The sequence below is a fragment of the Bdellovibrio sp. HCB117 genome (assembly GCF_047305915.1).
In the GTDB taxonomy this organism is placed as follows: domain Bacteria; phylum Bdellovibrionota; class Bdellovibrionia; order Bdellovibrionales; family Bdellovibrionaceae; genus Bdellovibrio; species Bdellovibrio bacteriovorus_B.
The window spans coordinates 61,564-85,738 of record NZ_CP178622.1 but is presented as its reverse complement, the minus strand read 5'-3'; the positions used below and the strand labels follow the sequence as shown (position 1 = coordinate 85,738).

General features: G+C 43.7%; 20 protein-coding genes and 1 tRNA gene. 9 read left to right on the top strand and 12 right to left on the bottom strand.

The features are described 5' to 3' along the window. Positions 1-54 precede the first annotated feature (54 nt). A complete protein-coding gene (locus ACLWBD_RS00405; RefSeq protein ID WP_063205892.1) occupies positions 55-522 on the bottom strand; it encodes a nucleoside deaminase in 468 nt (155 codons plus the stop codon). Positions 523-765: 243 nt separating this feature from the next. Between ACLWBD_RS00405 and ACLWBD_RS00400 the strand changes: the two genes are divergently transcribed. Both ACLWBD_RS00400 and ACLWBD_RS00395 read left to right on the top strand, forming a co-directional pair. Continuing rightward, positions 766-2,016: a hypothetical protein gene (locus ACLWBD_RS00400; RefSeq protein WP_413569172.1), complete on the top strand. Its 1,251-nt coding sequence runs from the start codon at positions 766-768 to the stop codon at positions 2,014-2,016. Between the two features lie 72 nt (positions 2,017-2,088). After that, a complete protein-coding gene (locus tag ACLWBD_RS00395) occupies positions 2,089-2,985 on the top strand; it encodes a hypothetical protein (protein WP_413569171.1) in 897 nt (298 codons plus the stop codon). A gap of 1 nt (position 2,986) precedes the next feature. On the opposite strand, the gene ACLWBD_RS00390 is transcribed toward ACLWBD_RS00395, so the two are convergent. Together ACLWBD_RS00390 and ACLWBD_RS00385 are read right to left on the bottom strand one after the other, a co-directional pair. Continuing rightward, the gene (locus tag ACLWBD_RS00390) at positions 2,987-3,370 is read right to left on the bottom strand and encodes a DUF333 domain-containing protein (protein WP_413569170.1); all 384 of its coding nucleotides are present in this window, start codon (positions 3,368-3,370) and stop codon (positions 2,987-2,989) included. Further along, the gene (locus tag ACLWBD_RS00385) at positions 3,367-4,473 is read right to left on the bottom strand and encodes a hypothetical protein (RefSeq protein ID WP_413569169.1); all 1,107 of its coding nucleotides are present in this window, start codon (positions 4,471-4,473) and stop codon (positions 3,367-3,369) included. The genes ACLWBD_RS00390 and ACLWBD_RS00385 overlap by 4 nt, the downstream gene beginning before the upstream one ends. Positions 4,474-4,601: 128 nt before the next feature. Between ACLWBD_RS00385 and ACLWBD_RS00380 the strand changes: the two genes are divergently transcribed. After that, positions 4,602-6,596, top strand: a complete 1,995-nt coding sequence (locus ACLWBD_RS00380; RefSeq protein ID WP_413569168.1) for a hypothetical protein — start codon at positions 4,602-4,604, stop codon at positions 6,594-6,596. A 364-nt stretch (positions 6,597-6,960) separates the two neighbouring features. Continuing rightward, positions 6,961-8,544: an adenylate cyclase gene (locus ACLWBD_RS00375; protein WP_413569167.1), complete on the top strand. Its 1,584-nt coding sequence runs from the start codon at positions 6,961-6,963 to the stop codon at positions 8,542-8,544. Here the strand turns inward: ACLWBD_RS00375 and ACLWBD_RS00370 are convergent. Next, positions 8,541-9,188, bottom strand: coding sequence for a DedA family protein (locus tag ACLWBD_RS00370; protein WP_063205883.1), 648 nt, complete (start codon positions 9,186-9,188; stop codon positions 8,541-8,543). The two genes, ACLWBD_RS00375 and ACLWBD_RS00370, sit on opposite strands and share 4 nt — an antisense overlap. Positions 9,189-9,347: 159 nt before the next feature. Between ACLWBD_RS00370 and ACLWBD_RS00365 the strand changes: the two genes are divergently transcribed. Further along, a complete protein-coding gene (locus ACLWBD_RS00365) occupies positions 9,348-10,250 on the top strand; it encodes an alpha/beta fold hydrolase (protein WP_413569166.1) in 903 nt (300 codons plus the stop codon). A 36-nt stretch (positions 10,251-10,286) separates the two neighbouring features. Here ACLWBD_RS00365 and ACLWBD_RS00360 read toward each other — a convergent pair. The 4 genes from ACLWBD_RS00360 to ACLWBD_RS00345 form a co-directional block, all read right to left on the bottom strand. Then, positions 10,287-10,376, bottom strand: a tRNA-Ser gene (locus tag ACLWBD_RS00360). An 86-nt stretch (positions 10,377-10,462) separates the two neighbouring features. Then, positions 10,463-11,755 carry a serine--tRNA ligase gene (gene serS / locus ACLWBD_RS00355; protein ID WP_413569165.1) on the bottom strand — a complete coding sequence of 431 codons (1,293 nt, stop codon included), beginning with the start codon at positions 11,753-11,755 and terminating at the stop codon, positions 10,463-10,465. A gap of 269 nt (positions 11,756-12,024) precedes the next feature. Then, positions 12,025-12,333, bottom strand: coding sequence for a hypothetical protein (locus tag ACLWBD_RS00350; protein ID WP_063205879.1), 309 nt, complete (start codon positions 12,331-12,333; stop codon positions 12,025-12,027). Between the two features lie 26 nt (positions 12,334-12,359). Next, positions 12,360-15,260: a tetratricopeptide repeat protein gene (locus ACLWBD_RS00345; RefSeq protein WP_373998627.1), complete on the bottom strand. Its 2,901-nt coding sequence runs from the start codon at positions 15,258-15,260 to the stop codon at positions 12,360-12,362. Between the two features lie 272 nt (positions 15,261-15,532). On the opposite strand from ACLWBD_RS00345, the gene ACLWBD_RS00340 reads away from it, so the two are divergent. Next, complete coding sequence (locus ACLWBD_RS00340) at positions 15,533-15,928, top strand: hypothetical protein (RefSeq protein WP_063205873.1); 396 nt, start codon at positions 15,533-15,535, stop codon at positions 15,926-15,928. A gap of 142 nt (positions 15,929-16,070) precedes the next feature. After that, positions 16,071-16,970 (top strand): polysaccharide deacetylase family protein, encoded by a 900-nt coding sequence (locus tag ACLWBD_RS00335; protein WP_413569164.1) that lies wholly within the window; start codon positions 16,071-16,073, stop codon positions 16,968-16,970. A 46-nt stretch (positions 16,971-17,016) separates the two neighbouring features. Here ACLWBD_RS00335 and murA read toward each other — a convergent pair whose 3' ends face one another. From murA to ACLWBD_RS00315, 4 genes are all read right to left on the bottom strand, one after another. Continuing rightward, positions 17,017-18,270, bottom strand: coding sequence for a UDP-N-acetylglucosamine 1-carboxyvinyltransferase (gene murA / locus ACLWBD_RS00330; RefSeq protein ID WP_063245016.1), 1,254 nt, complete (start codon positions 18,268-18,270; stop codon positions 17,017-17,019). Next, positions 18,263-19,144 carry a peptide chain release factor N(5)-glutamine methyltransferase gene (gene prmC, locus ACLWBD_RS00325; RefSeq protein WP_413569163.1) on the bottom strand — a complete coding sequence of 294 codons (882 nt, stop codon included), beginning with the start codon at positions 19,142-19,144 and terminating at the stop codon, positions 18,263-18,265. The genes murA and prmC overlap by 8 nt, the downstream gene beginning before the upstream one ends. Positions 19,145-19,323: 179 nt before the next feature. Continuing rightward, entirely contained in the window at positions 19,324-20,400 is a 1,077-nt protein-coding gene (prfA, locus tag ACLWBD_RS00320; protein ID WP_063205868.1) for a peptide chain release factor 1, read from the bottom strand. Between the two features lie 129 nt (positions 20,401-20,529). Next, the gene (locus ACLWBD_RS00315; RefSeq protein ID WP_063205867.1) at positions 20,530-20,775 is read right to left on the bottom strand and encodes a type B 50S ribosomal protein L31; all 246 of its coding nucleotides are present in this window, start codon (positions 20,773-20,775) and stop codon (positions 20,530-20,532) included. Positions 20,776-21,146: 371 nt separating this feature from the next. Between ACLWBD_RS00315 and ACLWBD_RS00310 the strand changes: the two genes are divergently transcribed. Continuing rightward, complete coding sequence (locus ACLWBD_RS00310) at positions 21,147-21,503, top strand: hypothetical protein (RefSeq protein ID WP_413569162.1); 357 nt, start codon at positions 21,147-21,149, stop codon at positions 21,501-21,503. A 172-nt stretch (positions 21,504-21,675) separates the two neighbouring features. Next, a complete protein-coding gene (locus ACLWBD_RS00305) occupies positions 21,676-24,129 on the top strand; it encodes a hypothetical protein (RefSeq protein WP_413569161.1) in 2,454 nt (817 codons plus the stop codon). Positions 24,130-24,175 lie beyond the last annotated feature (46 nt).

The following is a 24,175-nucleotide window of genomic DNA, read 5'->3' as shown; positions in this document are numbered from 1 at the left end:
ATTGTCTCTAAACTAATGTGAGGGCAGGAGTCCTGAAAGTCCTATTCCTCGTCTTTAGTAGGGCACTTTGTCTGCTTTTGTTTGCCACTCTTTGAATACCGCTAGGGCTTCCTGATGAGCACATTGTTCCATAGGGACTTTGCGGTCTGAAATGGCTTTGGGGATCTCTTCATAGATGAAGTCGTCATCGAAATTGATTTCTGCCGCATCTTTTCTGGTGTTGGCGTAATAGATTTTACCGATGCGCGCCCAGTAAATTGCCGAAAGGCACATAGGGCAAGGTTCACAACTTGTATAGATTTCTGCGCCATCCAGGCTGAAGTTTTTTGCGCTTTCGCAAGCGTTACGGATCGCCACAACTTCCGCGTGGGCCGTGGGATCGTTCGAAGAGGTTACTTTGTTCCAACCTTCTCCGATAACTTTACCATCTTTGACGATGACAGCTCCGAATGGGCCCCCAGCGCCAGCCTGCATGTTTTTTCTAGAGAGCTCAATAGCTCTAAGCATGAATTCCTTTTTCATAGGGGACCCATACTGGCGGGACTCGGGGAATTAGTCAACCCCGCAACCTGGCTTGAGTTGTCCTCAGGTTTCTGCCGGTCCAGTAATATTAAATTCCCTTAAATAAAAAGAATCGCCGTCTACCACCACTGGTCCTCTAAAATGACCACTGCTTTGTCAGTATTGAATTAAGTACCTGTACAAAATACTGACAGTAGGAACAAACACATAATTTGATTTATAACTCTGCTGCTAGGGGATTTCATGGCATTGCGACTTCTATCATTAATTATTTCTGCGTTATTGATTCAAGCGTGCTCTTTTAAGAAGGACGATAGCGAAGCTTCGCCTGCAGTTCCTGCTAATAACGATGTTATAGAAACTATCCAGAAGGAACAGGAAAAGCAAGCCTTTGAGGGTAAGCTTACGGAGCAGAATGTTTCTGTGAAGTTTGAGCCACAGTCTCATCCACTCCAATATAAAATGATCATTACTTGGCCAAAACAGATTAAACGCATTCAACTAGATATTAATGATGATGCACCCGTTATTATTTCTCTCGCTGATAATCAAAATTATTACGAAAAGCTTGTGAAGTCCGAGGAAGTACAAAAGATCAATCTTATCGCTTTCGATTCGATAAGCGGCGGACCGATATCCTCCTTACTACTTACGAAGACACCTCCTTTGGATTATCTGTTCGATCGCCCCAAAAACCTAATTCAAAATACGACAATGAACGCCGAACGCGTTTTTTTTAAGGACGGTCATACTTTATATACCAATGGATATGCCTTAACGATAAACGCGCAGCAGTTGATTGTTTTGAGTGACGAGAGCTACCAAAATAATAGCATCCTTTCCTCTCACATTTTGACTCGTCATCCTTCTGTCAAAATTAAGAAGGATGAAGATAACTTTGATTTACCGATTATCATCAAGGTTAAATCAGCGATTGGACTTTTAAAAGTCGGCCTAGTTGGTGCAGACGGAAATGACGGTCGAAATGGCGTTGATATTGAACGTTTATTAAATATTCAGAGAATTGATCCAAGCAAAAATGGCAAGCCTGGTTCAGCAGGCGAAATTCAAACTCTTAGACAGCCATGCAAAAAAATGGGTCCTGACATCACTGGGTGCGAGCCTATAACTACTATCTGCAAGAAACAGCCTCAAGATGGAGAGCCAGGCGAACAGGGATCTAAAGGGGAAGACGGAGAAAATGGACAAGACGGCGGCCCTACGGGAAGCATATCCGTCTTTATTGAGGATCATTTAAACTTTAAGCTACAAGTTTTTCAGAGACGTGGCCTACCAGGAGTTGGTGGACTTGGGGCCTCTGGGCACCCCGGAGGCAAAGGTGGAGAACCTGGTGCATCACAATATCCGTGTAGAACTGCCAGTAAAGGTTTAGACGGCCTTCCCGGGGAAAATGGCAAGAATGGTATCGGTGGGAAGCCAAGCAACTTAGGGACCATAACTGGGAACGTTATCATTCAAGTTATTTCAGAATAAATATTAAGTCTTCTGCGAGAAACTAAAAAGGCCCCGACAAAAATGTCTATGCGGCAATGCCTGGAGATTTTCATGGAATCGCGACTTCTGTTAATGATTGTTTCAGCTTTAATATCCCAAGCATGTTCTTCTCAGAAAGATGCTGGCTACAACAGCCCGGCAAGCCCTGCCGGTGGTGAAGTTATTGAAACTGTCCCAAGGACACTGGAAAAGACAGTCATCAATAGCAAACTATCAGAGAAAAATGTTTCTGTGGAGTTCCAAGAACTACCGGAGCCAATGGAATATAAAATGATTATTTCATGGCCTGAGCACATCAAGCACGTTCAAGTTTCCATCAATAAAAAAATTCGTGAGAATTACAATTCTAATAATCTGCAGAATAGCCACACGGCATTTGTCATATCAGGACGAACGGTTGAGATTGAATTAATGGCTTACAATGATCTCGATACGGAGCCTTACTCGATTCTCAAATTATATAAAAAAGTTCCGAGTGATTTTGTCGTGAGTGAACTCGTAGAACTTACTAAGGACCATACGATCACCATCGACGGACGTTTTTATTTTTTAAGGAACGGACGAATTAAAACTAACGGACATGCTCTTTCAATTAGCGCAAAAAAACTAATCGTCATGGACGATCATCGCCCTATGACACTAATGGCTTCTCACATCATTACTCGTTATCCAGGTGATCCCATTAAAGAGGACATTGACGTACGAGGATCCTTTCTCAGTATTACTTCACAAACAGGACAAGGAAATTTGATGATAGCTATGGTTGGAGCCTCCGGAAGGAGTGGCGGACATACAGGATTACTTTCTTTCTTTATTGATAAGCAAACAGAATTCTCCGCTTATATTTTCCAGCGCAAGGGTATACCCGAACCAGGTGTCGAGGGCGCACCCGGAACGTTTGGCAAGATCTTCCACAACATTAAAAATATCTACGTTGAGAAGCAGTAGACTACTTTATTTTTTCTCTTGGGAAGTGACTGCTATAAAGAGTCCACGCGTCTATTATTGAGCCATCTTCGAAAACACAATAATCGTATTGATTATTCTTTTCGTCTTTAAGGACCCTGTTCTTTGCACCCACGTCCCAACAATAGTTTGCGGCGGGATTGCCGATAAATGATGCTTTCGTTTTGTGGATTTTGTAAGGTCCACCTTTAGCTATCTGCAAGCTTTTACATGAACTACTTTTCGCACATTTTTCATCGACTCTAAATTGGCCGACCTTTTCAGTGACTATTTGTTTATAGGATTCGTTTTGAAAGTATCGGAGCTTCAAAGGCGAATTAGCGGCAAATGCGAAGCCTGCAACCGCCGCAAAAAATAGATTCATCATTGTTGTTTCTTCCCATCAGCGAACCAGCCAAGAGCATCGGGTTTGATTTGTGTGTGAGCCATTAAAGTATCTGCATCGACCCATCCACCATTGAATTCGTCCTGCCAAGCTTTTCCCCAGCTATTTACGACTTTCAGAGACTCTCGGCATTTACCGTCCGCTTTGCATATCTGTCTATACCCAGCAACGACAACTGCGTGATTTGCTTCGTCTGGGCAGGAGTTGACCTTTCCGTCAGCAAGACAGACTCCTGCTAATGCCAGAGGTCGACCTCCTCTTAGAATCTCTTTAATCTTTTCTTTGATTTGGGCCGCTGACACCGGGGATTTTAATTTCTTTGGATTCTTTGGATTTGACTCCGGATACGTTTCGTAAGTCGCATTTCGGTTCTCAAAAAAGGCTTGCTGCTTAGCTCTCACACATTTTTTTGCACCAAGAAGATCGTCTAGAAATTTATCATAGGTATCTTGTGCGAAAGCTTTCAAAACTTCTTCGTTCGTTTTTGTAAGGTTGAGATTTTCGTCAATATCTGACTTCGCAGTAGCATAAATATCATTCAAACAAGTAGGGCAGTCTTTGTTCTTTTTATATTTATCAAAGCTTTCCTTGAGTCGATTCCACAGGGCCACTTGGGCCTCTGCCGTTTCACCTCTAGAATTCATTTTGCTAAGTATTTTATCTAGGGATACACACGCCTCATTTGCGGAGCTGCCTACAGCCAAAGCGCCAATTATCGCTGCATTGTGAGGGTTTCCTCCACTCAAAACACCTTGTAGTCCTTCATAGGTAGATCTGTAATCTTGGGGTTCGCTTTCATCTCTTGCGGTTCCAAATCTCGAAACGTCCAAGGGAGAAAATAACTCCTCCTCTGGAAGCGAAGAGCACTCTTGCTTCAACACTCGACAATTTTCAGCTTGCATCAAAGTTGCCGCTACATGCGCATAACAAATTCCTAATCCGTCTTGCGAAGTAATTCGAGGCATGTTTTTAATTTCGGTTTCGCTTTTTATGTTTGAATAAGATTGGTCGATTCCGCGAAATGCCGCATCTTGTGCATAAGAAAATACGGGCAGCAACAAAACTAATAGAAAGAATGATTTCATATTTTAATGATGCGTTTTCAATCGGCACAATGAAAGAAGAGTCTGTTTACCTCGACCAAATGCCTGACCTTGTCCTAGGCCTAAGCCCTACTAAACAAACTCCGCAGAAAATCCGATATTAGCTTCGAATGAAACCCGCATTTATATCACTACTGTTAACCTTTTATTATGCAGGCAGCGCATTTGCCTGGGTTTCGCCATATTTTTCACAAGAAAATAAAAGAACTGCGTTCACCTATGTCGACGGAAACTACGAAGATACCCGTATTGATATTGATCAGGACAAAAATCTTGAGTTTTGGAGAATCAAGAAAGGAAATCTACTGATCGATGTGACGAGTTCGGAATCAGAAAAACAATATCGAATAAGACTCTTTGCTAATTCCGGTGTTACCGAAAAATTAATTCTTCAAAAGGGTGAAGATCTATTTGAAATCGAATCTTCCCAAAGACCCATACGCTATTTCAACTTCACTACCGAAGGGCCCGTCTGCACAACTGACAACACACCCTGGAAAAAATTTCTCTCGGATATTTCGAGTATTGGCAGAGCGAAAATCCAATCAAACATTGAGAATTTTTTAAGCGAAGAATGTTTCAATGTTGGCGAACCGGCGGCGCTTGTTGAATCTATTGAAAGCGTACTAAAGCCACCCTCGAATAACAATAAGGGTAACGAATATTTGAAATGCCTTGAAAGCGAGAAGGCTAAAGCAATATTCGTGGGAATCTTAGGAGAGAAAGAGGGATTAACTAATCATCAAAAAGCAATCGTCGGCTTCAAGAATGCTATCATTTCTATCGCTGAAGGCAAAAATAAAGAACCAGCATTCGTCTGTAAGGCTGTCGATAAGGAATCTAAGGCGCCAATCATGCAAACCTCTGAAAAAGGTCTAATACTAATTAATTTGCCTGAAGGTAAAAAGTTATCTGCAACGGATTTCCGCGATAAGATATTCCATGAGGTATTGCATAAATCGTCAATTGAAGACGAGAAATTGCCGATTGAGTTAACAAAAATTTGTAGTCCGAACTCCCATCGCGTAGAGGTCTCTAAATCTACTTCCCAATTTAGAAGCATCCTTGCAAATAAAAATTTTGTTAATATCGGTAGTAAGAATGCCACGGAAAAAGCTCCACAAAAAATCGATAGAGCTGTTGCAGAAGCTCCCGCTGACCTCCCTAAAGCAGGTTCACCAACTGATATGAATCGACTGGCAGATGCCGGCGGAGCAAAATCGGTTAAAGAAGCCAGCCAACAACAGACTAGCCCGGTTATAAGAATGGCTGAAAAAGTACTAGCGGGATCCCCAGCCGTGGCCGCAGAAGTGCCTGTGAATGGATTAGCCTCATCAGGTGGTGGGGGCGGCAGTTCGAGTTCAACTTCGGATAACATCTCTAATGAAAGCTATAGAGCTTCAAATAGCTCCGTCTCTTCCTATGCTTCTTCGTACGAAGGGTCCGATTCCTCTTCCGAAAAGAGTAGTCGCAGTACATCTTCGCGTTCTCCGGCCAGCGAATACAAATTGAACACCAAAGTTGTCACTGGATCAGAAGTAGCTGCTGCAAGAAATCTTAAAAAGATGGGTTCTGATGGTTTAGGTGCCGGAGAGTACATTAAAGAAGAGATTGACCTGACCCGCGGAACATCTTACGTGGCATCAGCCCCGAATCAAGAAACGCGTCCATCAGCTTCAATGAATCAAAGAAGTATAGCATCTACTTCCGGTTCGAAAATTTCACCAGTAGTTTCTGCATCTGAAGTCGGTAACTCTGGCTCGTCCAGCGGGGCCTCTGCATCGCTTCCGTCATCAGGCTCAGGCAGTTCGGGCAATACGGGTGGATCACTAGGCAGCTCCACCATTCCAGCACGACAAGCAAACAAGTCTAATGCTCAAAGGGGAACAGCCTCCGTGTATATACCAAGCCAAGATGAGGTTGTTTCATTCTTTACGAGCGGCTCATATAATCAAGCGCGCTCAAAGCTAAAAGATCAAAACTTCATCAATACTCTGAAGCAAAATAGTATCACCGTCATAGACCTGGCGGGAAATGGTTACGGAGCTTCAAAAGGACAAATCATTTTTGTAGACCAAGGAGACAGATTTGTTCGGCAAAAATAAGAAATCTATTTTATTTTTGCTGGTCTTCAGCTTTTGGGTCTTTTACGTAGGACTCACTGGCTACCAGTTTTTTACCCAGGCATCCAAACTTGCTGATCGCGAAATCGAAAACCGCAGGGAAAATCTTGATTATATACTTCAGTCATCCATAGGGGCTCTAGTTCAAGAGCGACCAGAAAGCCTACAGGACAGGTTATCTCGAGCCCGAAAACTCCACCTCATAGATTTCTATATTTTACAGAATGCCGACGAAGTTGTTTTCTTTGAAAACAATACTGGCAACGTTGATGATCTAAATCATAATTACAAACGATTTAATGAATTTATAACTTCAGATGACCTGACATTTAAAACCATCAAAGTCATGGATTTCAAACTTACAGCGGGCACATTCTCGGGGAAAGCAGAGATCATCTGGGAAACCCTTATGATCATGCTCCCTCTTTTTGGGAAAGATATCGCTATAGTCACGATCATGTTGGGTTTAATTGGATTTCTTTTACTCAAAGACATCATTCAATTAAGCAAAACTTTAGCTGGTCGTTCTCGCGGTGAAATTGCCGAAATCAAAACCACATCCAAAGAAGCCGAAACCATTCTTCAAGCCTCTATGGGGCTTGAAGGCGAGCGCGTACGTTTAGAAAAGCTAAGTGAAGTCTATAGCGAAACTGTAGGACCGGCGATTCTTCACGAACTGAAAAGTGGTAAAGAAGCGCCTTACAACTTCGAAGCGACCATGTGTCGAGTGGACCTGAACGGATACACTCAGATGTTCCTTGAAAAGGATAACACTTATCTAATTACTATCTTGAACCAGTACTTCGCTCGCGCCAGGGAAGTCATTCAACGTTATGATGGGTTGATTTATCAATTTGTCGGGGACGAAATTGTATTTCACTTTAAAGACGATATGGCGCCAGGGCTTTCTACTGAGTCATTAGCTGCGGCTTGTATTCGCGATTTGTTTTATGAAGCCACTGTGATTGAGAACGGCCTTCCTGAAGAAGCGAATCACTACTTCAAATTGAAAGGCTCTTTCGCTCACGGACTTATGCGTTTCATTAAATTGGATGAAGGACATGCTCTTAGCGGACTTCCCCTTATTGAATCAGTAAGGCTGCTTTCATTGGTCGACGACAAAAGCCATCAGGTTTTAACTTTCTTCCAGGACGCTTCTCAAGACACTGAAGGACTACTGTTTGTTTTTGACCGCAAGGTGAATCAACTAAAAGGATTCAAAGAAGAATCCATGATCTGCCGCGCTCGCGACTTCAACTCGATTGAGTGGATTTTTGAGTCCTCAATGTGGGATCGTCTTTCGTACTTCCGCGCAGATGCCCACATGCTATTTACCTTAAAGAAGTTAAGACTGATGGCCATCACTCGCAGGGATGATGATCTGGTGAAGATTCTTCACGCCCTTCGCTTTCATAAATTTGAAACCACCATGGAAGAAATTTCGAAGGAAGCAGAAACAACATTTCATTCTTTCTTTACGGGCGAACAAGAAAAGCTTCTTAGCACAAAGGTGCTGTCTGCTTATGTCAGTCTTATTGGAAGAATCATTCCTAAAGAACATTGGACTAAAACTTTAGAAGATCAATTAGCCAAGCTTCTTGATCACGACGATTACCGCGTTCAAGCTAACACCATCGTGGTTCTTGGTAAGTACGGATACCCAGCAAGAAAGATCTGGGAAAATATGTTTTCTAAGAACAACCGTGTCGCGGCTGACACTATCGTTGAAGTCGCAAAACAACAGCTCAACGCCGATGTTTGGGATGCGCTACACAGATTGTTATCAAGTACTCAAGCCAGTCATCGAAGTTCAGGGGATTTCGCTTTAGAAAGTATTCTGAAATATTATGGGGAACTGGATCCGGTATATTTAAAAACGAATCCGTTCCTTATTAAAATGCAGGGATTAAGAAAACCAAAGGCCGCCTAGTGATTGGCGCCTTTTAGTTTTTTCAAGTAGCCATTAACCATGGGCCATACTACCGGAATTAATGAAACGCCGATGACTCCAAAGATCACGATGTGGAAGTTGCGCTTAACAACTGGCAAGTTACCGAAGAAGTGCCCCGCAAGAATAAAGATAAAGACCCACGCAATAGCACCAATAATGTTGTAAGAAACAAACTTACGGTAATTCATTGAACCAATTCCAGCTACAAAGGGCGCAAATGTTCTTACAATCGGTGCAAAACGAGCGGCAACGATAGTGAATGCTCCCCACTTCGCGTAAAACTCTTGAGTTTGCAGTAGATATTGTTTTTTAAAGAAGCGGCTGTCTGATTCAAAAACCTTCGGTCCTAAATATTTGCCGATATGATAATTCACGGTATCGCCAAGAATTCCCGCAATAGTTAAACTCACCAGCAAAATCCAAAGATTCAATCCACCTTCAACCGTAGTCAGTGCACCCAATGCGAACAACAAAGAGTCCCCCGGCAAGAACGGTGTTACGACCAATCCTGTTTCACAGAATATAATCAGGAACATGATCACATAGATCCAAGGACCAAACAAAGCCATCCATTCCACAAGATGCTGATCTAAGTGCAAAATAATATCGATGAGTGTTCCCATTTATCGCCCTTCCGTTGAGCCGCCAGTTTGTCGAACTTAGTGGCGAAACTCAATGTTTTCGCACAGCAAGAATGTAATTACTCACAAATTAGGCGCCTTAATGGCATGTCGGCGTAACTCGCATAACAATTATTTTCATCGAAAAACAGAGGAGCTCACATGGAATTCTTTAAGGCAAAAGATCAAGCCCGCATTTTTTTCCGCGACATGGGTGAAGGTGCGCCCGTGATTTTGATTCACGGATGGCCGCTGAACGCCGACATGTTCGAATATCAAACTTTAGATCTCTTAAAGAAAGGATTTAGAGTTATTACCTATGACCGCCGCGGGTTCGGTCGATCCGAACAAACCCCAAGCGGAAATGACTACAACACTTATGCGGATGATCTGGATTCTTTAATCAACCACTTAAAACTCGAAAAAGTATCCCTTGTCGGTTTTTCAATGGGCGGAGGAGAAATCGCGAGATATTTAGGTCGTTACGGCTCTTCCAAAATCTCTAGTGCCGTTCTTTTAGGAGCGGTGACTCCTTATCTTTTGCAAGACGATAGCAATCCCGACGGAGTGGAGCCGAAAGTCTTCGCACAAATGATTTCGCAAATTGAAGAGGATCGCCCCGCATTCTTTGCCCAGTTTACGAAAATGTTCTTCGGCGTGAACGTGGTAAAACATCCTGTCTCGGATGAAACTCAACAATGGTGTTTTAACATGGCGATGATGGCTTCGCTGAAAGCGACTTTAGATTGCGTCACGGCATTCGGCCACACTGACTTTCGCAAAGACATGAAGGCGTTTGATATTCCAACACTTATTATTCACGGTACTGACGATAAGATCGTTCCTTTGAAAACCTCAGGTGAGGCGGCCGCTAAGCTAGTACCCCAAGCGATTTTCAAAAAGTATGATGGAGCTCCCCACGGACTATTCATCACTCACAAACAACAACTGAATTCAGAAATTTCGAAGTTTCTTGATCAGAACAAAGGATCCGTAATTTCAAAACGCATACGAACTGACGAAACGATTGATAAAACCGGTTCTGCGATCAGTAGAGGTCATTAATTTTTTGGGATTTTAAATCGGACTGGAAGCCCTAAATGGCGGAGAGTGAGGGATTCGAACCCTCGAGCCCCGCGAAGGGCTGCCAGTTTTCAAGACTGGTGTATTCAACCACTCTACCAACTCTCCGTCGACCGTTTTATGGGTTTTGACGTGAGACTTCAAGCAGTTGTTGGTCTTAACGCATCACAGTACTAAAAAGAAGCAGGCACCTTTTAGCGGATTTCTTTGCGACCGCCCATGTAGGGCTGAAGTGCTTTCGGAATCGCGACGGAGCCATCTTCACGTTGGTTGTTTTCAAGGATCGCAACCAGTGTTCTGCCTACAGCTAAGGCAGATCCGTTCAAAGTATGAACGAATTGAGGTTTTCCACCTGCAGAACGGAAACGGATGTTGGCGCGACGAGCTTGGAAGTCTTCGAAGTTAGAACATGAGCTGATCTCGCGGTACGTGTTCTGACCTGGCAACCAAACTTCAAGGTCATGAGTCTTTGCTGATCCAAAACCCATATCTCCCGTACAAAGAAGCATACGACGGAACGGAAGCTCAAGATCCATCAATACTTGTTCCGCATGAGACGTCAAAGCCTCGTGCACTTCATAAGACTTATCCGGATGACAGAACGTCATTAATTCCACTTTGTCGAACTGATGCTGACGAATCAAACCCTTCGTATCACGGCCAGCACTGCCTGCCTCAGAACGGAAGCAAGGAGAGTAAGCACAGAAGCTAGCAGGAAGATCTTTTTCATCCAAAATTTCGTTATTGAAGTAATTCGTCACCGGAACTTCTGCAGTCGGAATCAGATAAAGATCAGAACCTTCCAAGTGGAAAACATCTTCTTTAAACTTCGGAAAGTTCCCTGTTCCCAACAAACTGTTACTGTTCACCATGAACGGAGGAATCATCTCTATATAACCATGACGAGTCGAGTGCATGTCCATCATGAACTGAATTAATGCACGCTCCATTTGTGCTGCCGCCCCTTTAAGGAAGGCAAAGCGAGTTCCGGTAGTTTTACCTGCACGCTCAAAATCAATGATGTTTAAAGATTCGCCCAACTCCCAGTGTTCTTTCGCCTTAAAAGAAAACTTCGGAGGCTCACCCCAAGTTTTTAAAACTTTATTTTCTTTTTCAGAAGAACCCACCGGCACAGAAGCATTCGGTTTATTAGGAATAATCAAAGCCAAGTTATAAACTTGTTGATCCGCCTCAGCCGCTTTTGCCTCAAGCTCTTTCACTTGAGTTTTCAAAGTATCAACTTCCGCAAGAACCGCAGAAGCATCTTTACCTTCACGCTTTAGCTTACCAATCTCACCACTCAATTTATTCTGATTCGCCTTCGCTGTTTCGGCCTGAGTGATCATCTCTTTACGTTTTTTATTAAGCTCCATGATCTGCTCAAGCACATCCGTCGAAGCCCCACGATTGATCAACCCCTGCTTATACTCATCAAAGTAAGAAGTCCCATTTTCAGCTTTTTTCTCAAGAAGTTTAATATCAATCATCGTCAACGTCCTTCACTTAACAAACACAAAATCAAAATTTAAAAGTGATTCAATTTATAAAAGAATTAAAACGAACCACAAAGTCAGCTACAAGATAGTAGTCATTGAATTTAGACCCTTCATAATCCTTTCCGAACCACCGTCAAGGTCGTTCAAAAAGGTTCAGCCGCAAGGCGGAGGGTCTTCCCGCAGCGCAGGCGTACTTTTAGTACGTCGGAGCGAGGACAAGGCCCGACAACGCAGTCGGATGGGCCTTTTTCAACGACCGCTCAAGGAGCCACTAATATATACATTCTTAGTAGCATCCCTACAAGAACGCATATCAAGTCAAAGATCAAAATCTGCCCAAAGCTCCAACTCGATTGGAGTTTAAGAATAATCGCCGTCACCACCACCATTACGAAAATAAGGGCAAATGTTCCGTAGCCCATTAATTCTTGGCCAATTAAACCTAAAACAAGGCCTAAAAGAATCCCTGTGATAAATCGCAAAGTGAAGTGGAAGAAAGAAAGAGTACTAGATTTGACTCCCTCTTGAGCGCTGCTTGCCAGCCCTCTCATTTTGTCGCCGATTCCCATGGCTGAATTTCTCCTGACGTCCGTCCTTAGTTGCCGAGCCGTGAAAGTTTGTTTTCTATTTCAACACGATCTGGAGCGTTTGGCGAGAGGCCTAAATATTTATTATAAGCCTGCGCCGCAGAGCGAGCATCCCCTTTAAGTTCGTAGATCGCCCCTTGCTCACGATAAATTTCTGCAAAGCCGCTTTCGCGGCTAGAAGCCAAAGCCAACATGTCTTCAGCCACTTCCAAAGAACCGGACTGACGATAGCAGGTCGCGGACTTCACATAAATATCCGCACCTTGAGGACGAAGCTTCATGGCTTGAGAATATTCCGCCGCACATTCTGCAAACTGCTTGCGAGCAGTGTATACCTCTGCCGCCAGAATATAAGAGTCAGCGACATTAGGATTCAGCTTCTTTTCAGACTTCGAAGCCTCAAGAGCTGTCGTAAAGTCACCTGAAGAAAAGGCCGCTTTACCAATATAATAATGCGTTCTTGGGTAATTCGGATTTAAACGTTGAACCCGCTTAAACTGCTGAATGGCTTCTTCGAAACGACTTGTTTCCAAATAAAGTTTCCCGGCTTGGAACAAGGCTTCGCCATCAGTGGGATCAAGAACGGCCGCGCTTAAGAAAGCTTTCAGAGCTTTGTCGTTTAGGCCCAAAGCTTTTTCACTTTCGCCAAGCCCTAGCCACGCTTTTTTATTCTTAGGATCGGCTTCAACAACACGCTCATAAATCTCTTTGGACTGACTGTAGCGGTCTTCTGATTTGTAAACTTCTGCAAGCGCCACCCGGTAATCCAAAGTGTAAGAGAATCGTTTGATCAATTCGTTCAAATAGTTGATCCCTGAATCGACACCATTTGTTTGCGCCAGCATTTTAGCATAAGTGATCTGCGCCTCAGGGTTCGTCGCATCGATCTCTACTGCTTTTGTGGCATAGCGGATGGCATCTTTGGCGGCATTTTCTTTTCGTTCAATTTCCTTTTTATTCAAAGGAATAATCGAACGCGCTAGCAAAGCATTCGCTTTAGATAACAAGATGTGCGTTTCGATATCACCGTCGTATGCTTTCACCGCACGAAGAGCATAGTTCACAGTGCCAACCATATTGTTTTTTCTAAATTCAAGAAGAGCTAAACCACGCAAAACTTCATAGTTATTAGGAGCAATGCGAATAGCATTTGTTAGAATCTGTGTCGCCCCAACGAAATCAAATCTTTGCGACATATAGTCAGCCTGTAAAACATAAGCTGACACAAGCTTCGGCTCGGCCTTGATGGCTTTATTCAACCACTCAATCGCCTCAAAGCTTTGATTTAATTGCCACAAACATTTCGCCGCTTTCATTGCCGCAGTTCCGTTCTTAGGATCTACCTCAAATGCCGCTTTGAACTCCGCTTGCGCCGCCAAGAAGTCCCCCTGGCGCACGTATTGGTCACCCAAATAAAGAAGCTCGTTGTTACGGCCTTTGTCGCCCTTCACTTTGTCAGAACCACCTAGGCGGATTACGAGTTGACGAAGTTCAGAATTATTAGGATTTAGCGCAAAACCTTTTTGAGCCGCTTCTAGGGCTTTCTTCTTTTCCCCGCGAAGAACGAAGATTTCTGAAAGAACGGAATAACCATCAGCTTCGACAAGCTGAGAAACTTTTCCCTTAGCATCTAATGCCGTACTTAAATAGCTGTAGGCTGTATCTGATTTTTTAAAACCACGATATTCAACAATCCCTAACAGGATTTTAGCTTCACGATGTTTAGGATTTTTCTTAATTACGTTATTTAAGATCGCTGACGACGAAGTGAAGTCACCTTGCTCAAAGAAAACTCTCCCCAGCGCTACTTGGGGGCCTAGCCATTTATCCCAAAGTTGGGCGGCTTTTTCGTAGTAAGGCATGGCATTGTTAAAATCTCGTTCGCCGTCAAGCAACTCCGCTTTGAAGGCGTACAATACAGGAAGCAAAGAGAACGGTTCGCTGCTTTCAAGAGTCGCTTCGACAACACCTTTGGCTTCTTTGTATCTTCCAGAAGTCATAAGCTTTACAGCTTCACAAACTTGTCCAAACGGACTGACGACATTTAAAGCGCGCGTCGATTGAGTCGCTGTGGCCACAGTCTTAATGTCTTGAGCATCTTGAACAGCAAAAGGCCAAAGCTCTTTATAAACGACGCACAGAAGAGCACGCACTTCGATATTCATCGGCGCACCCTCAACAAGGCTGACAAGTTTATTTTGAGCCGACACGTAAGAATCAAATGTGTCTTGCTCCATGGCGAAAAGAGCTTCGTTTAATTTTTCTTTCACAGCTTGATCAGACAACGTATTTGCTGACTTACCCGGAGCTAACAAATGAATTTTAGATCCATCATCGGGACCGGAATCCCAGAATAATAAAGCTCCACCAATCACAACGACTGCAATAAGAATAATAAATGGCAGCTTTAAGTTTTTACGAAGCTCTCCGCCTTCCATGTTATCGACATTGGATAACTCAATAACAGAATCAGATTTTCCAGAGCCTGCGTTTGAAACCGAAGAAATTTTCGCTGCCGGTGGCACATAAGCCGGAGTTTCATAGATATCCACCTGCTGCTTTGGCTTATCGATTTTAATATTCGCAAAACTATCCGGTGTCGGAGTTGGAATTTGTGTATTCGTTTTTGCTGAAGGACGGGGAGGCTGCACAATGACAGTTTCAGCTTCCATCTTCTGCGCTTTTTTTGGATCGACATCGACGATGCCTTCCAGAGCTTCAAGAAGTTTGTCGTAAAATGCAGGCTCTTTCGAAATCAATGTCCACTGACCATCAGGTAATTTCGAGATCATCTCTTGACCCGAAAAAACACCCTCACCAATCATGCGAAGAATGGCTTCAGTGGAATACGGTCCCTTAACCTGACCATTCCGTGTTTTTACGACCCAAGTGACTTGTATGCGCGACATAGACACCTGATTATACTGAGGTTTTTGACAAAGGACTATGGCCCTGGGGACCAGGACTCAAGGTCTGTGCTTTAGTCCCGGAAATACCTCTAAAATGGTTCCAGAATAGAACCCCCGTTCCAGAATGGAATTACCTTTGGTTCCGATTTGAGTTGGGTACTTACAACCACCGGATTCCAAATCGAAATTAAAGCACTTTCAGGACTGTCTCAGTTTGGCACACGACTTGCTTTATAGACTTTCGTTAGTTGTTACTTTTGGGGAGTACGTAAGTGATTCGTAACGCATTGATTGCTGTCTACATCTTGGTTGTTCTTGCGATTTCAGCAGTAGCTCGCGCAGGGGTTCTTCCAAATAATGCTCTTGGTGAAGACATCACTTCTACGGAACTTCAAAACTACAACTTCAAAACACACGTTGGTGAGATCGTGGCTTTGGCTGATGGATCGCTTGTGTTGGCGATGGAAGATCAGCAGACATTCTTCGTATTGAAGTCACAAATCGAACTTACACCTTTTGTTGGTTCTAAAGTTATGGTTAGCGGTATTGAACTTGAACATCAACTTGCTCCCAACTTCGAGCTTGAAACTGTGGACCCCCTCCCTAGTTTCGGTTCTGGGAACAAAGCAGTCGTCTTCTTTGTGTTCGGTATCAGCGAGGTTAGATAATAACCTCTGATCATAGGGTCTCAGCCCCATCCCCTCCGCGGGCTGAGACTAGTTTTTTTCTCTAAAAAAGGCCTACGGATCCCCCTCCTTGTAGGCCTTTTTCTTTTTTGCCCTCACATCATTCCTGTTTTAGTCTTGATGCATGCAACAGTTGTTATTTGTTTTCCTTTTGGTTTTTACGTCTTCTTCTTTTGCCGCAAAGATCAGTATCACCATGGACGACTTCAACGTTCATGAAGAAACTTTACTCACGGCGCCTGAAAGAAATAAGAAGCTACTATCGATTTTAAAAAAGCACCGCACGAAGGCCGCAATGTTCGTGGCTTGCAAGCACTTAAAAACAGATCGAGATCAAAATCTTCTTAGAGATTGGGCGATAGCAGGCCACATAGTTGGCAGCCACACGGTAAATCATAAAAAATTTGACGCCAAAGTTCTGGTCGAAGATGAAATCAACGATATTCAGGCTTGCCATGACCGACTTAAAGGCGAAGCGGGTTACGTTAAAATATTCCGCTTCCCCATGCTTGCCGAAGGAGACACCGTAGAGAAGCGCGATGCCGTTCGTGATTGGTTAAAGAAAAACGATTATCGTTTTGGCCATGTGACGATTGATGCTTCCGATTGGTACATCGATCAGCGATTGCGCCAGAAGCTACAAGCAGACCCGAAATTTGACCTTAATAAATTTAAAGACTTTTATCTTCAACACATGTGGGAACGCGCACAGTACTACAATGATCTTTCAAAGAAGGTCATGGGCCGAGAAGTCACACATACTCTTCTTGTTCACTACAATCTTTTGAATGCGCTTTTTTTGGATGATTTGATAACGATGTTTAAGCGCCAGGGCTGGAAAGTCGTCGATGCCAAAAAGGCCTTTCAAGATCCTGTTTTTGGAATGCTTCCCAACAGCATGCCTTCAGGCCAAAGTGTCTTGTGGGGATTAGCTAAGGAAAGCGGCAAGTTTGAAAACATCCTTCGCTATCCTGGTGAAAACGATACATACGAAAAAGACAAGATGGATGCTTTAGGATTATAGCTCCCGAAACTAAAAAGCCCTGATGTTACTCAGGGCTTTTGTTTTTTTAATCGATACGGCGGATCTTAGCGCCGAGAGAAGAAAGCTTGTCTTCCAATTTTTCGTAACCGCGATCCAAGTGATAGATACGGTTTACGACAGTTTCTCCGCTAGCTACTAGGCCCGCAAGAACCAAAGAAGCACTTGCACGAAGATCTGTCGCCATCACTGGTGCGCCTGTTAATTGACCGGGTTTACCACGAACAACTGCAACACGCGTTTTTGGTGTGATATCTGCACCCAAACGAATCAACTCTTGAACGTGCATGAAACGATTTTCGAAAACAGTTTCAGTGATAACACTTGTTCCGCGTGCCACAGTCATCAAAGCCATGAATTGAGCTTGAAGATCTGTCGCAAAAAGTGGGTGTGGAGCTGTTGTGATATCGACAGCATTCCAAGAATCTGTTTTAAAGACTGTCATAGAATCTTTTGTCGTGTCGACTTTGAAACCCGCTTCGCGCATTTTCAAAATCAAAGTTTCCAAATGCGCAGGGACGCACTTTTCAACAGTCACTTGGCCGTGAGTGATAGCGCCCGCGATTAAAAGGGTTCCAGCCTCAATACGGTCTGGCATGATTGAGTGCTCGGCAGGATGCAATTTATCTACACCATCAATAACGATCACACTTGTTCCGTGACCTGTGATCTTTGCGCCCATCTTAATTAGATATTCAGCAAGATCCACGATCTCGGGCTCTTTCGCCGCATTCTCAAGAACTGTACGCCCTTGAGCTAAAGCAGCGGCCATCATCACGTTTTCAGTTCCGCCCACAGTCACAGTTTCAAATAAAAAGTTCGCCCCTTGCAAGCGCTTTGAAGCCGCATGAACGTAACCTTCTTTTTGCGTGATCTCTGCACCCAAGGCTTTGAAACCTTCCAAGTGAAGATCAATAGGACGACTTCCGATAGCACAACCACCAGGTTGAGAAACCACGGCTTCACCGTACTTCGCAAGAAGTGGACCCATACATAGGAAGCTTGCGCGCATCTTACGAACAAGGTCATAGCTCGCTTCATAAGACTGGATGCGGCTCACTTTAACGATGAACTTATCGCCATCCCAACGAGTTTCACAGCCCAAGCTTTCAAGTAAAGCCGCAGTTGACTCGATATCTTTAAGCTTTGGCATATTCGAGAAGACGTGTTCACCTTCAGCCAAAAGAGTTGAAAAAAGAATTGGAAGTGCCGCATTTTTTGCGCCACTCGCAGATACTGTACCTTGAAGAGGGCCATTGCCCACGACGACCATTTTATCCATGTGTTACTCCACGAATGACTCTATCATGACTTGCGAGGTCTTTGACGACATTGATTTCGTTAAATATTTTTAAGCTATTAAAGTGCTCTTTCATCGCCGCACCTTGTGACATTCCCATTTCCATCAACATCAGTCCGGAAGGACTCAAGTGATTTCCATAGATTCGCGACCAACTTTTCAAAAGAGCTAAACCATTATCATCCGCATAAAGAGCCGAATTAGGTTCAAACTTTCTGACGTTTTCTTCCACCTGATTATCTTGATGCGCAATGTATGGAGGATTTGAGACCAACGCGTCGACTTTGTTTTTTCCAACAAAGCCCATGTAGGTCGACATAAGCACATCTTCTTGCGCGGCATCTGCGTGCAGGAATTTCACGCGATCAGCAACACCTAAAGCTTCCGCATTTCTTGAAGCGACTTCCAAAGCTTTTTCGGAAAGATCCACTGCCAAAAGTTTTGCTTGAGGATATTCCTTTAACAAAGTCAGACCAATGCAACCCGAACCGCAACCCAAATCCATAAAGCCCAATGCGGATTCTTTATCAGAATTCCAAGAAAGAACTTCTTCAATGATGTGTTCGGTTTCGGGGCGAGGAATTAATACGGCCGGAGAAACTTCAAAACGATATTTAAAGAAATCGCGATATCCCAAGATATAAGCTACGGGTTCGCCAGATGCGCGACGACGAACAAGCTCTCGCAAGATCACGAGCTCATCATCTTTCATGGGTTGGTCGAATTTAAGGTAAAGCTGAATGCGTTCAAGTTTCAAACCGTGCGCAAGTAAAAGCTCGGCATCAAGACGGGCGGTCTCGATTTTCTTGTCCTTAAAAAAGGCGGTGGTTTTATCAAGAATCTCTTTGAGCTTCATATATGCCCCCACATCTTACTCTCTTTTTAGAAGAAGTGTTGGGGAAAATGAAGGCCATCGAAAATATCTATAAGGATTTCAATAACTAAGAAAGAAGGCGATTCAAAAAGGTTTCAGCGCAAGGCGGAGGAGCGGAACAAAAGGCCCGACAACGAAGTCGATGGGCCTTTTTCAATCGCCTATTGAGCGGAGGTTTGTTTTTTGAGGGCTTCTGCTTGGAAGTTCGCTACCAATGGATCAATCAGATACTCGAAAGAACCATTCATAACCTGGTCCAATTGGTGGATGGTTAGGCCGATACGATGATCGGTGATGCGCGTTTGCGGGAAGTTGTAAGTGCGAATACGCTCTGAACGGTCGCCTGTCCCAATTTGCTCCAAACGAGTGTCAGAAGCCTCTTTACGAGCCTTTTCGTCTTCGATTTGTTGAAGTTTCGCGTAAAGGATCTGGAAGGCGCGTTCACGGTTGGAAGACTGTGATTTACCCTCTTGGCACTTTACATCGATGCCCGTTGGAAGATGCACGATACGAACTGCAGACTCAGTTCTATTGACTGACTGACCGCCGGCACCTTGAGAACGCATGGTCTCAATACGCACGTCTGTCATTGGAATCTTGATTTCGTTCACTTCCACTTCAGGGATGACCGCCACCGTGACTGTCGAGGTATGAATACGACCGGCTGCTTCTGTCTTAGGAACACGCTGAACGCGGTGAACGCCGGATTCGTATTTCAACTTACTGAAAACAGACTCGCCCGTGATAGAAGCGATGATCTCTTTAGCTCCCCCGGCGTTTCCTTCAGAATAAGAAAGCATTTCGACTTTCCAGCCTTGAGTAGAAGCATAGTGAGCATAACCACGGAAAAGTTCGTCAGCAAAAAGAGCGGCCTCGTCACCACCGGCACCCGCGCGGATCTCTAGAATGATATTCTTATCATCGTTAGGATCTTTCGGGATCAGAAGGATTTTTAGCTGGTGCTCAAGTTCTGGCAAAGCGGCTTCAAGCTCTTTCACTTCTTCACGGATCATCTCGCGCATTTCGGCGTCTTGTTCCGCAGTCAAAAGTTCTTTGCTGGCCTTTAAGTTTTCTGTTTTCTTTTTGAAGTCTCGGTAAACCAGTACAATCTTCTCTAGATTGCCAAGTTCTTTCATCAGTGCGCGATATTGAGTTTGATTGGAAGCAATATCGGGTCTTTGAAGAGCCATATTGACTTCTTCATAACGAGATTCCACCTCATTCAACTTCGAGAACATGCGAACCGCCTCTAGATCTATTGGTACATCAGGATGATTTTTTAAATTGCCAGAACCGAAAAATAAAATGCGGTTCGAAGAGTGAACCGCATTTCATACAAGAACGTCCTCCGAACGGAGGGCCGTAATTTATTTCTTGCCGTAACGTTTTTTGAAACGATCGATACGACCTTCAGTATCCATCACACGTTGTTTTCCAGTGAAGAATGGGTGAGATGCAGAAGAGATCTCAACTTTGATCAATGGATATTCTTTGCCGTCTTCCCATTTAACTGTTTCGTTAGAGTGAAGAGTAGATGTTCCCAAGAACGAGAAGTCGCAAGAGATATCTTTAAATACAACTGTATTTACTTTTGGATGTAGGTTTTGTTTCATGACCTGATTCCTTCTAAATAATTTAACCTATGGGTCTGTAAGATTGATTGGTTTAACACAGTGGGTCCCTAGTGTCGAGTACTAATCGCTGCTTTTTTCGGCAGGGATTCATGGATCAACACCCGCAGAATTAACCAAAATTAACCAATCATATCAATGCTTTATGATATGCCGTTTTTCTTAGATTCTTCCGTTTTAGTCTGAATCTTCCGCAAATTTCCGGACCTTTCAATAAACAAAAGGAGGCCAAAGGGTCCATTCCGAGGCCGGCTCTACTCCCTCTACACAGACTCAATATTCTCTACATTAACAAGGTGAAAGTTGCTTAGTTAGCGCGACGCTTTTAAACATAGGCGCATAACGGAGGACTTATGAAGTCGGTTATTTTAAGCGCAGCCCTTATGCTTTCAGTCACATCAGCTCAAGCCGAAAGCATTTACTGCACATTCACGGAACCTTTTCTATCGGTCAGCTATAACAGCGACACGAATAAAGTTAAGATCACTTCTCCTGATAATGGCGGTGCGGAGCTTAATGCGATCGTGAAATACAAACTGGGCGGAGTCATCCGTTTCGAAGTCGAAGGACTGACGCAATATCTCGATTTGTATCTGAATAAAGAAGGTTCGGATGGAATGAGTGATTTCATTTATCCTTTCGAGGGCGTGATCAGTGAACAACTGTATGGTGGTTGTGAAACAGACTCTTTGAAAAAGAGGATGCCTTAAACGCTCCCTCCAATTTAAAAGGGAACAGAAGTATTGCTGTTATCAGCTCAAATTGGGATTTTTTCATGACAGCTCTGTAAGGTATGTCAGGAGCGAGTTCTGACGTACCGATAAGTTTGTCATGCGAAGCTTTTTTGTACATTTCGGAATTACATTAGGGTTACTCCTTAATTTGGGGTGCACCATCGAGGCGAATCTTCGCCAGCTCTCATTGAAGACGACGACATCTCCATCGACAGAAATTTTAGATCCTGCAAGCTTTCATAAATTCGGTTGGGTTAAATATCGCGAAGATTTTATAAACACCGATCACGCCGACGGACAAATCGCCGACACCGCAAGAACCACAGATGGAAAAATCGTGGCAGTAGGCTTTTCTCCCTCCGTGGCTTTTATAGTCCGTTATCAGGCTGACGGCACAATCGACTCTAGTTTTGGTGAGAAAAACGGAGTTACCACCTTCGACATTCCTGAAAGCACCCAGATTTTTGTGAATTTAAAACCTGACGGAAAAATCGTCGTGATCACGGCGAAAGAAAGTAATTCCCAGAATACTTTGCACCAGTTCACGGAATCGGGTTTGCCCGATCTGGATTTTGGCAATAACGGAACAGTCTTTATTGATAACTCTGATGATAAACAAATTAAAAGCACCGTGATTCAATCCGATGGCCGTATTGTTATCGCGGGAACAATTAATTCTGAGTACGTTTTCCAACGTATCAATCTCGACGGCACTTATGATTCGAGTTTTAATAATGGCACCGGAAAGTTGATCCTAAGCTACGCCACTGCCGGCAATTCGCCCCTACGAATAAAACAGCGCAACGGCTCACTCTACTTGGCCGGCTATCAATGGACCGGCGGAGAGTTCTCAGCCTGCGTTGCAAAAATTTCTTCCGACGGCGTTTTAGACACAAGCTTTGGGGGAGGTGACGGAGCCATCACTTTCCAAACACCAGGAATTTTATCCACCGCTTATGATGTTGAAATAGATAACAACGGCAAAATTATCATGGCAGGAATTTTTGATGAATACGTCAGTGATGTTCCTTTTCTCTATCGCTTCAATAGCGACGGAACGCCGGACACTTCATTTTCAGGGGATGGTTATGCGCCTTTAACTACGGGGGCGGTGGTCAAAGGTCACCGCATACACATTCTCTCTAATGGGAAGATTGACCTCATAGGTACGATGTCTGGCGATGTTTTTCGCGCACGCCTTAATTCTGACGGTTCGATTGATTCAGGATTTCATGTCTCTGGTTACAAGCTTCAATCGGTCGACCTCACCGTTTCTGACGGCATTGTCAGCTCATATCTTCTACCAGATGACAGTGTCATTATTATTGGTGGGGGAACGGACATAAATAGCATCTGGGTTTCTTTCAATGTGAAGTCGACTGTGACAGCGGGATTTGATGGGAGTTACGGCAGTTCAGGTACATTAAGAACATATTTTTCTAATATTCAAGAATACATTTTTTCTACTCAGCTTTCTTCTGACGGAAAAATCATTTCTCTTCTTTCGGTTCGAAACGACGACGATACCACTTACAAAATAGTCCGACACAATCCCGATGGCTCTTTAGATTCATCCTTTGGTGTTAGTGGTGTGGCAGAACTTACAACAGACAATGAAATCACGGACATCCTCAATCTATATCAGGGCCCCGATGGAAAGTTGCTGGTGCACTTTCACAGCAATGACGGTTTCACAAGTTATCCTGTTCTTCAAAGATATCTAACATCGGGAAGCGTTGATACGAGTTTTGGTGTTAATGGCGAATTGAAACTCGATGCTCTTTCTGAACTCTATTTTGATCAGCTGAAGCTACTCGCCGATGGCAGCTTTTATATTGCCGGCGAACTGACAATAGCTTCGGATGTGCATGTTGTTATCGCAAAGTTTCTTCCCTCAGGAAGTTTAGATCTTTCTTTCGGTGGAGGAGATGGATATTGGCTCAGCAATATGGCCGACAATCTAAGTTATGTTAAGGGACTGCATGTAACAGAAGATTTTATCTATGTTTCGTTGAATGCCGACGTCTCTGGCGACTTGGCAATCGCCGCCATCAAATTGGACCTTGCGGGAGTACCCAACTCAAGTTTCGGGAATAGTGGTATTTTGAAGTTCAATCCCGTTGCCGGTAAAAGCTATAATGCCAAGGCGAACCTCGTCGATGAAAACAACCGCCTGGTGGTCTTAGCTGAAACAGATGCTTTTGGACCAACACAGTATGCTGCGTTCCGTTTCGATGAGGCGGGAAACCTTGATTCGTCTTTTGGGACAGCGGGCGTCACTTTAATCGACAATTTGCCCGCAGGTTACGATGCTTTTCTGGCTAACAAAATCAACCTGACCTCCGATGGAAAAATTCTTATCGTAGGAAGACTGAAAAAAGAAACTTGGCTTTCTGAGTTGGTATTCTTGCGACTGAATGCGGATGGAACAAGGGACACTGGTTTCGGAAATTCAAACAACGTCGTGTCTCATCCTTATTTTGAATTAAGTAATTACGGAACTTTGTTAATGAAGAACGACGGAAGTTTTTTATACACGACCAACTTAGGCGAAGACGGATTGATCATGTCATTCAAAGCCGACGGTAGCTTTAACAAATAAAAAAAGGGAGTCTTTTGACTCCCTTTTCAATATTCAAATTTCCAAT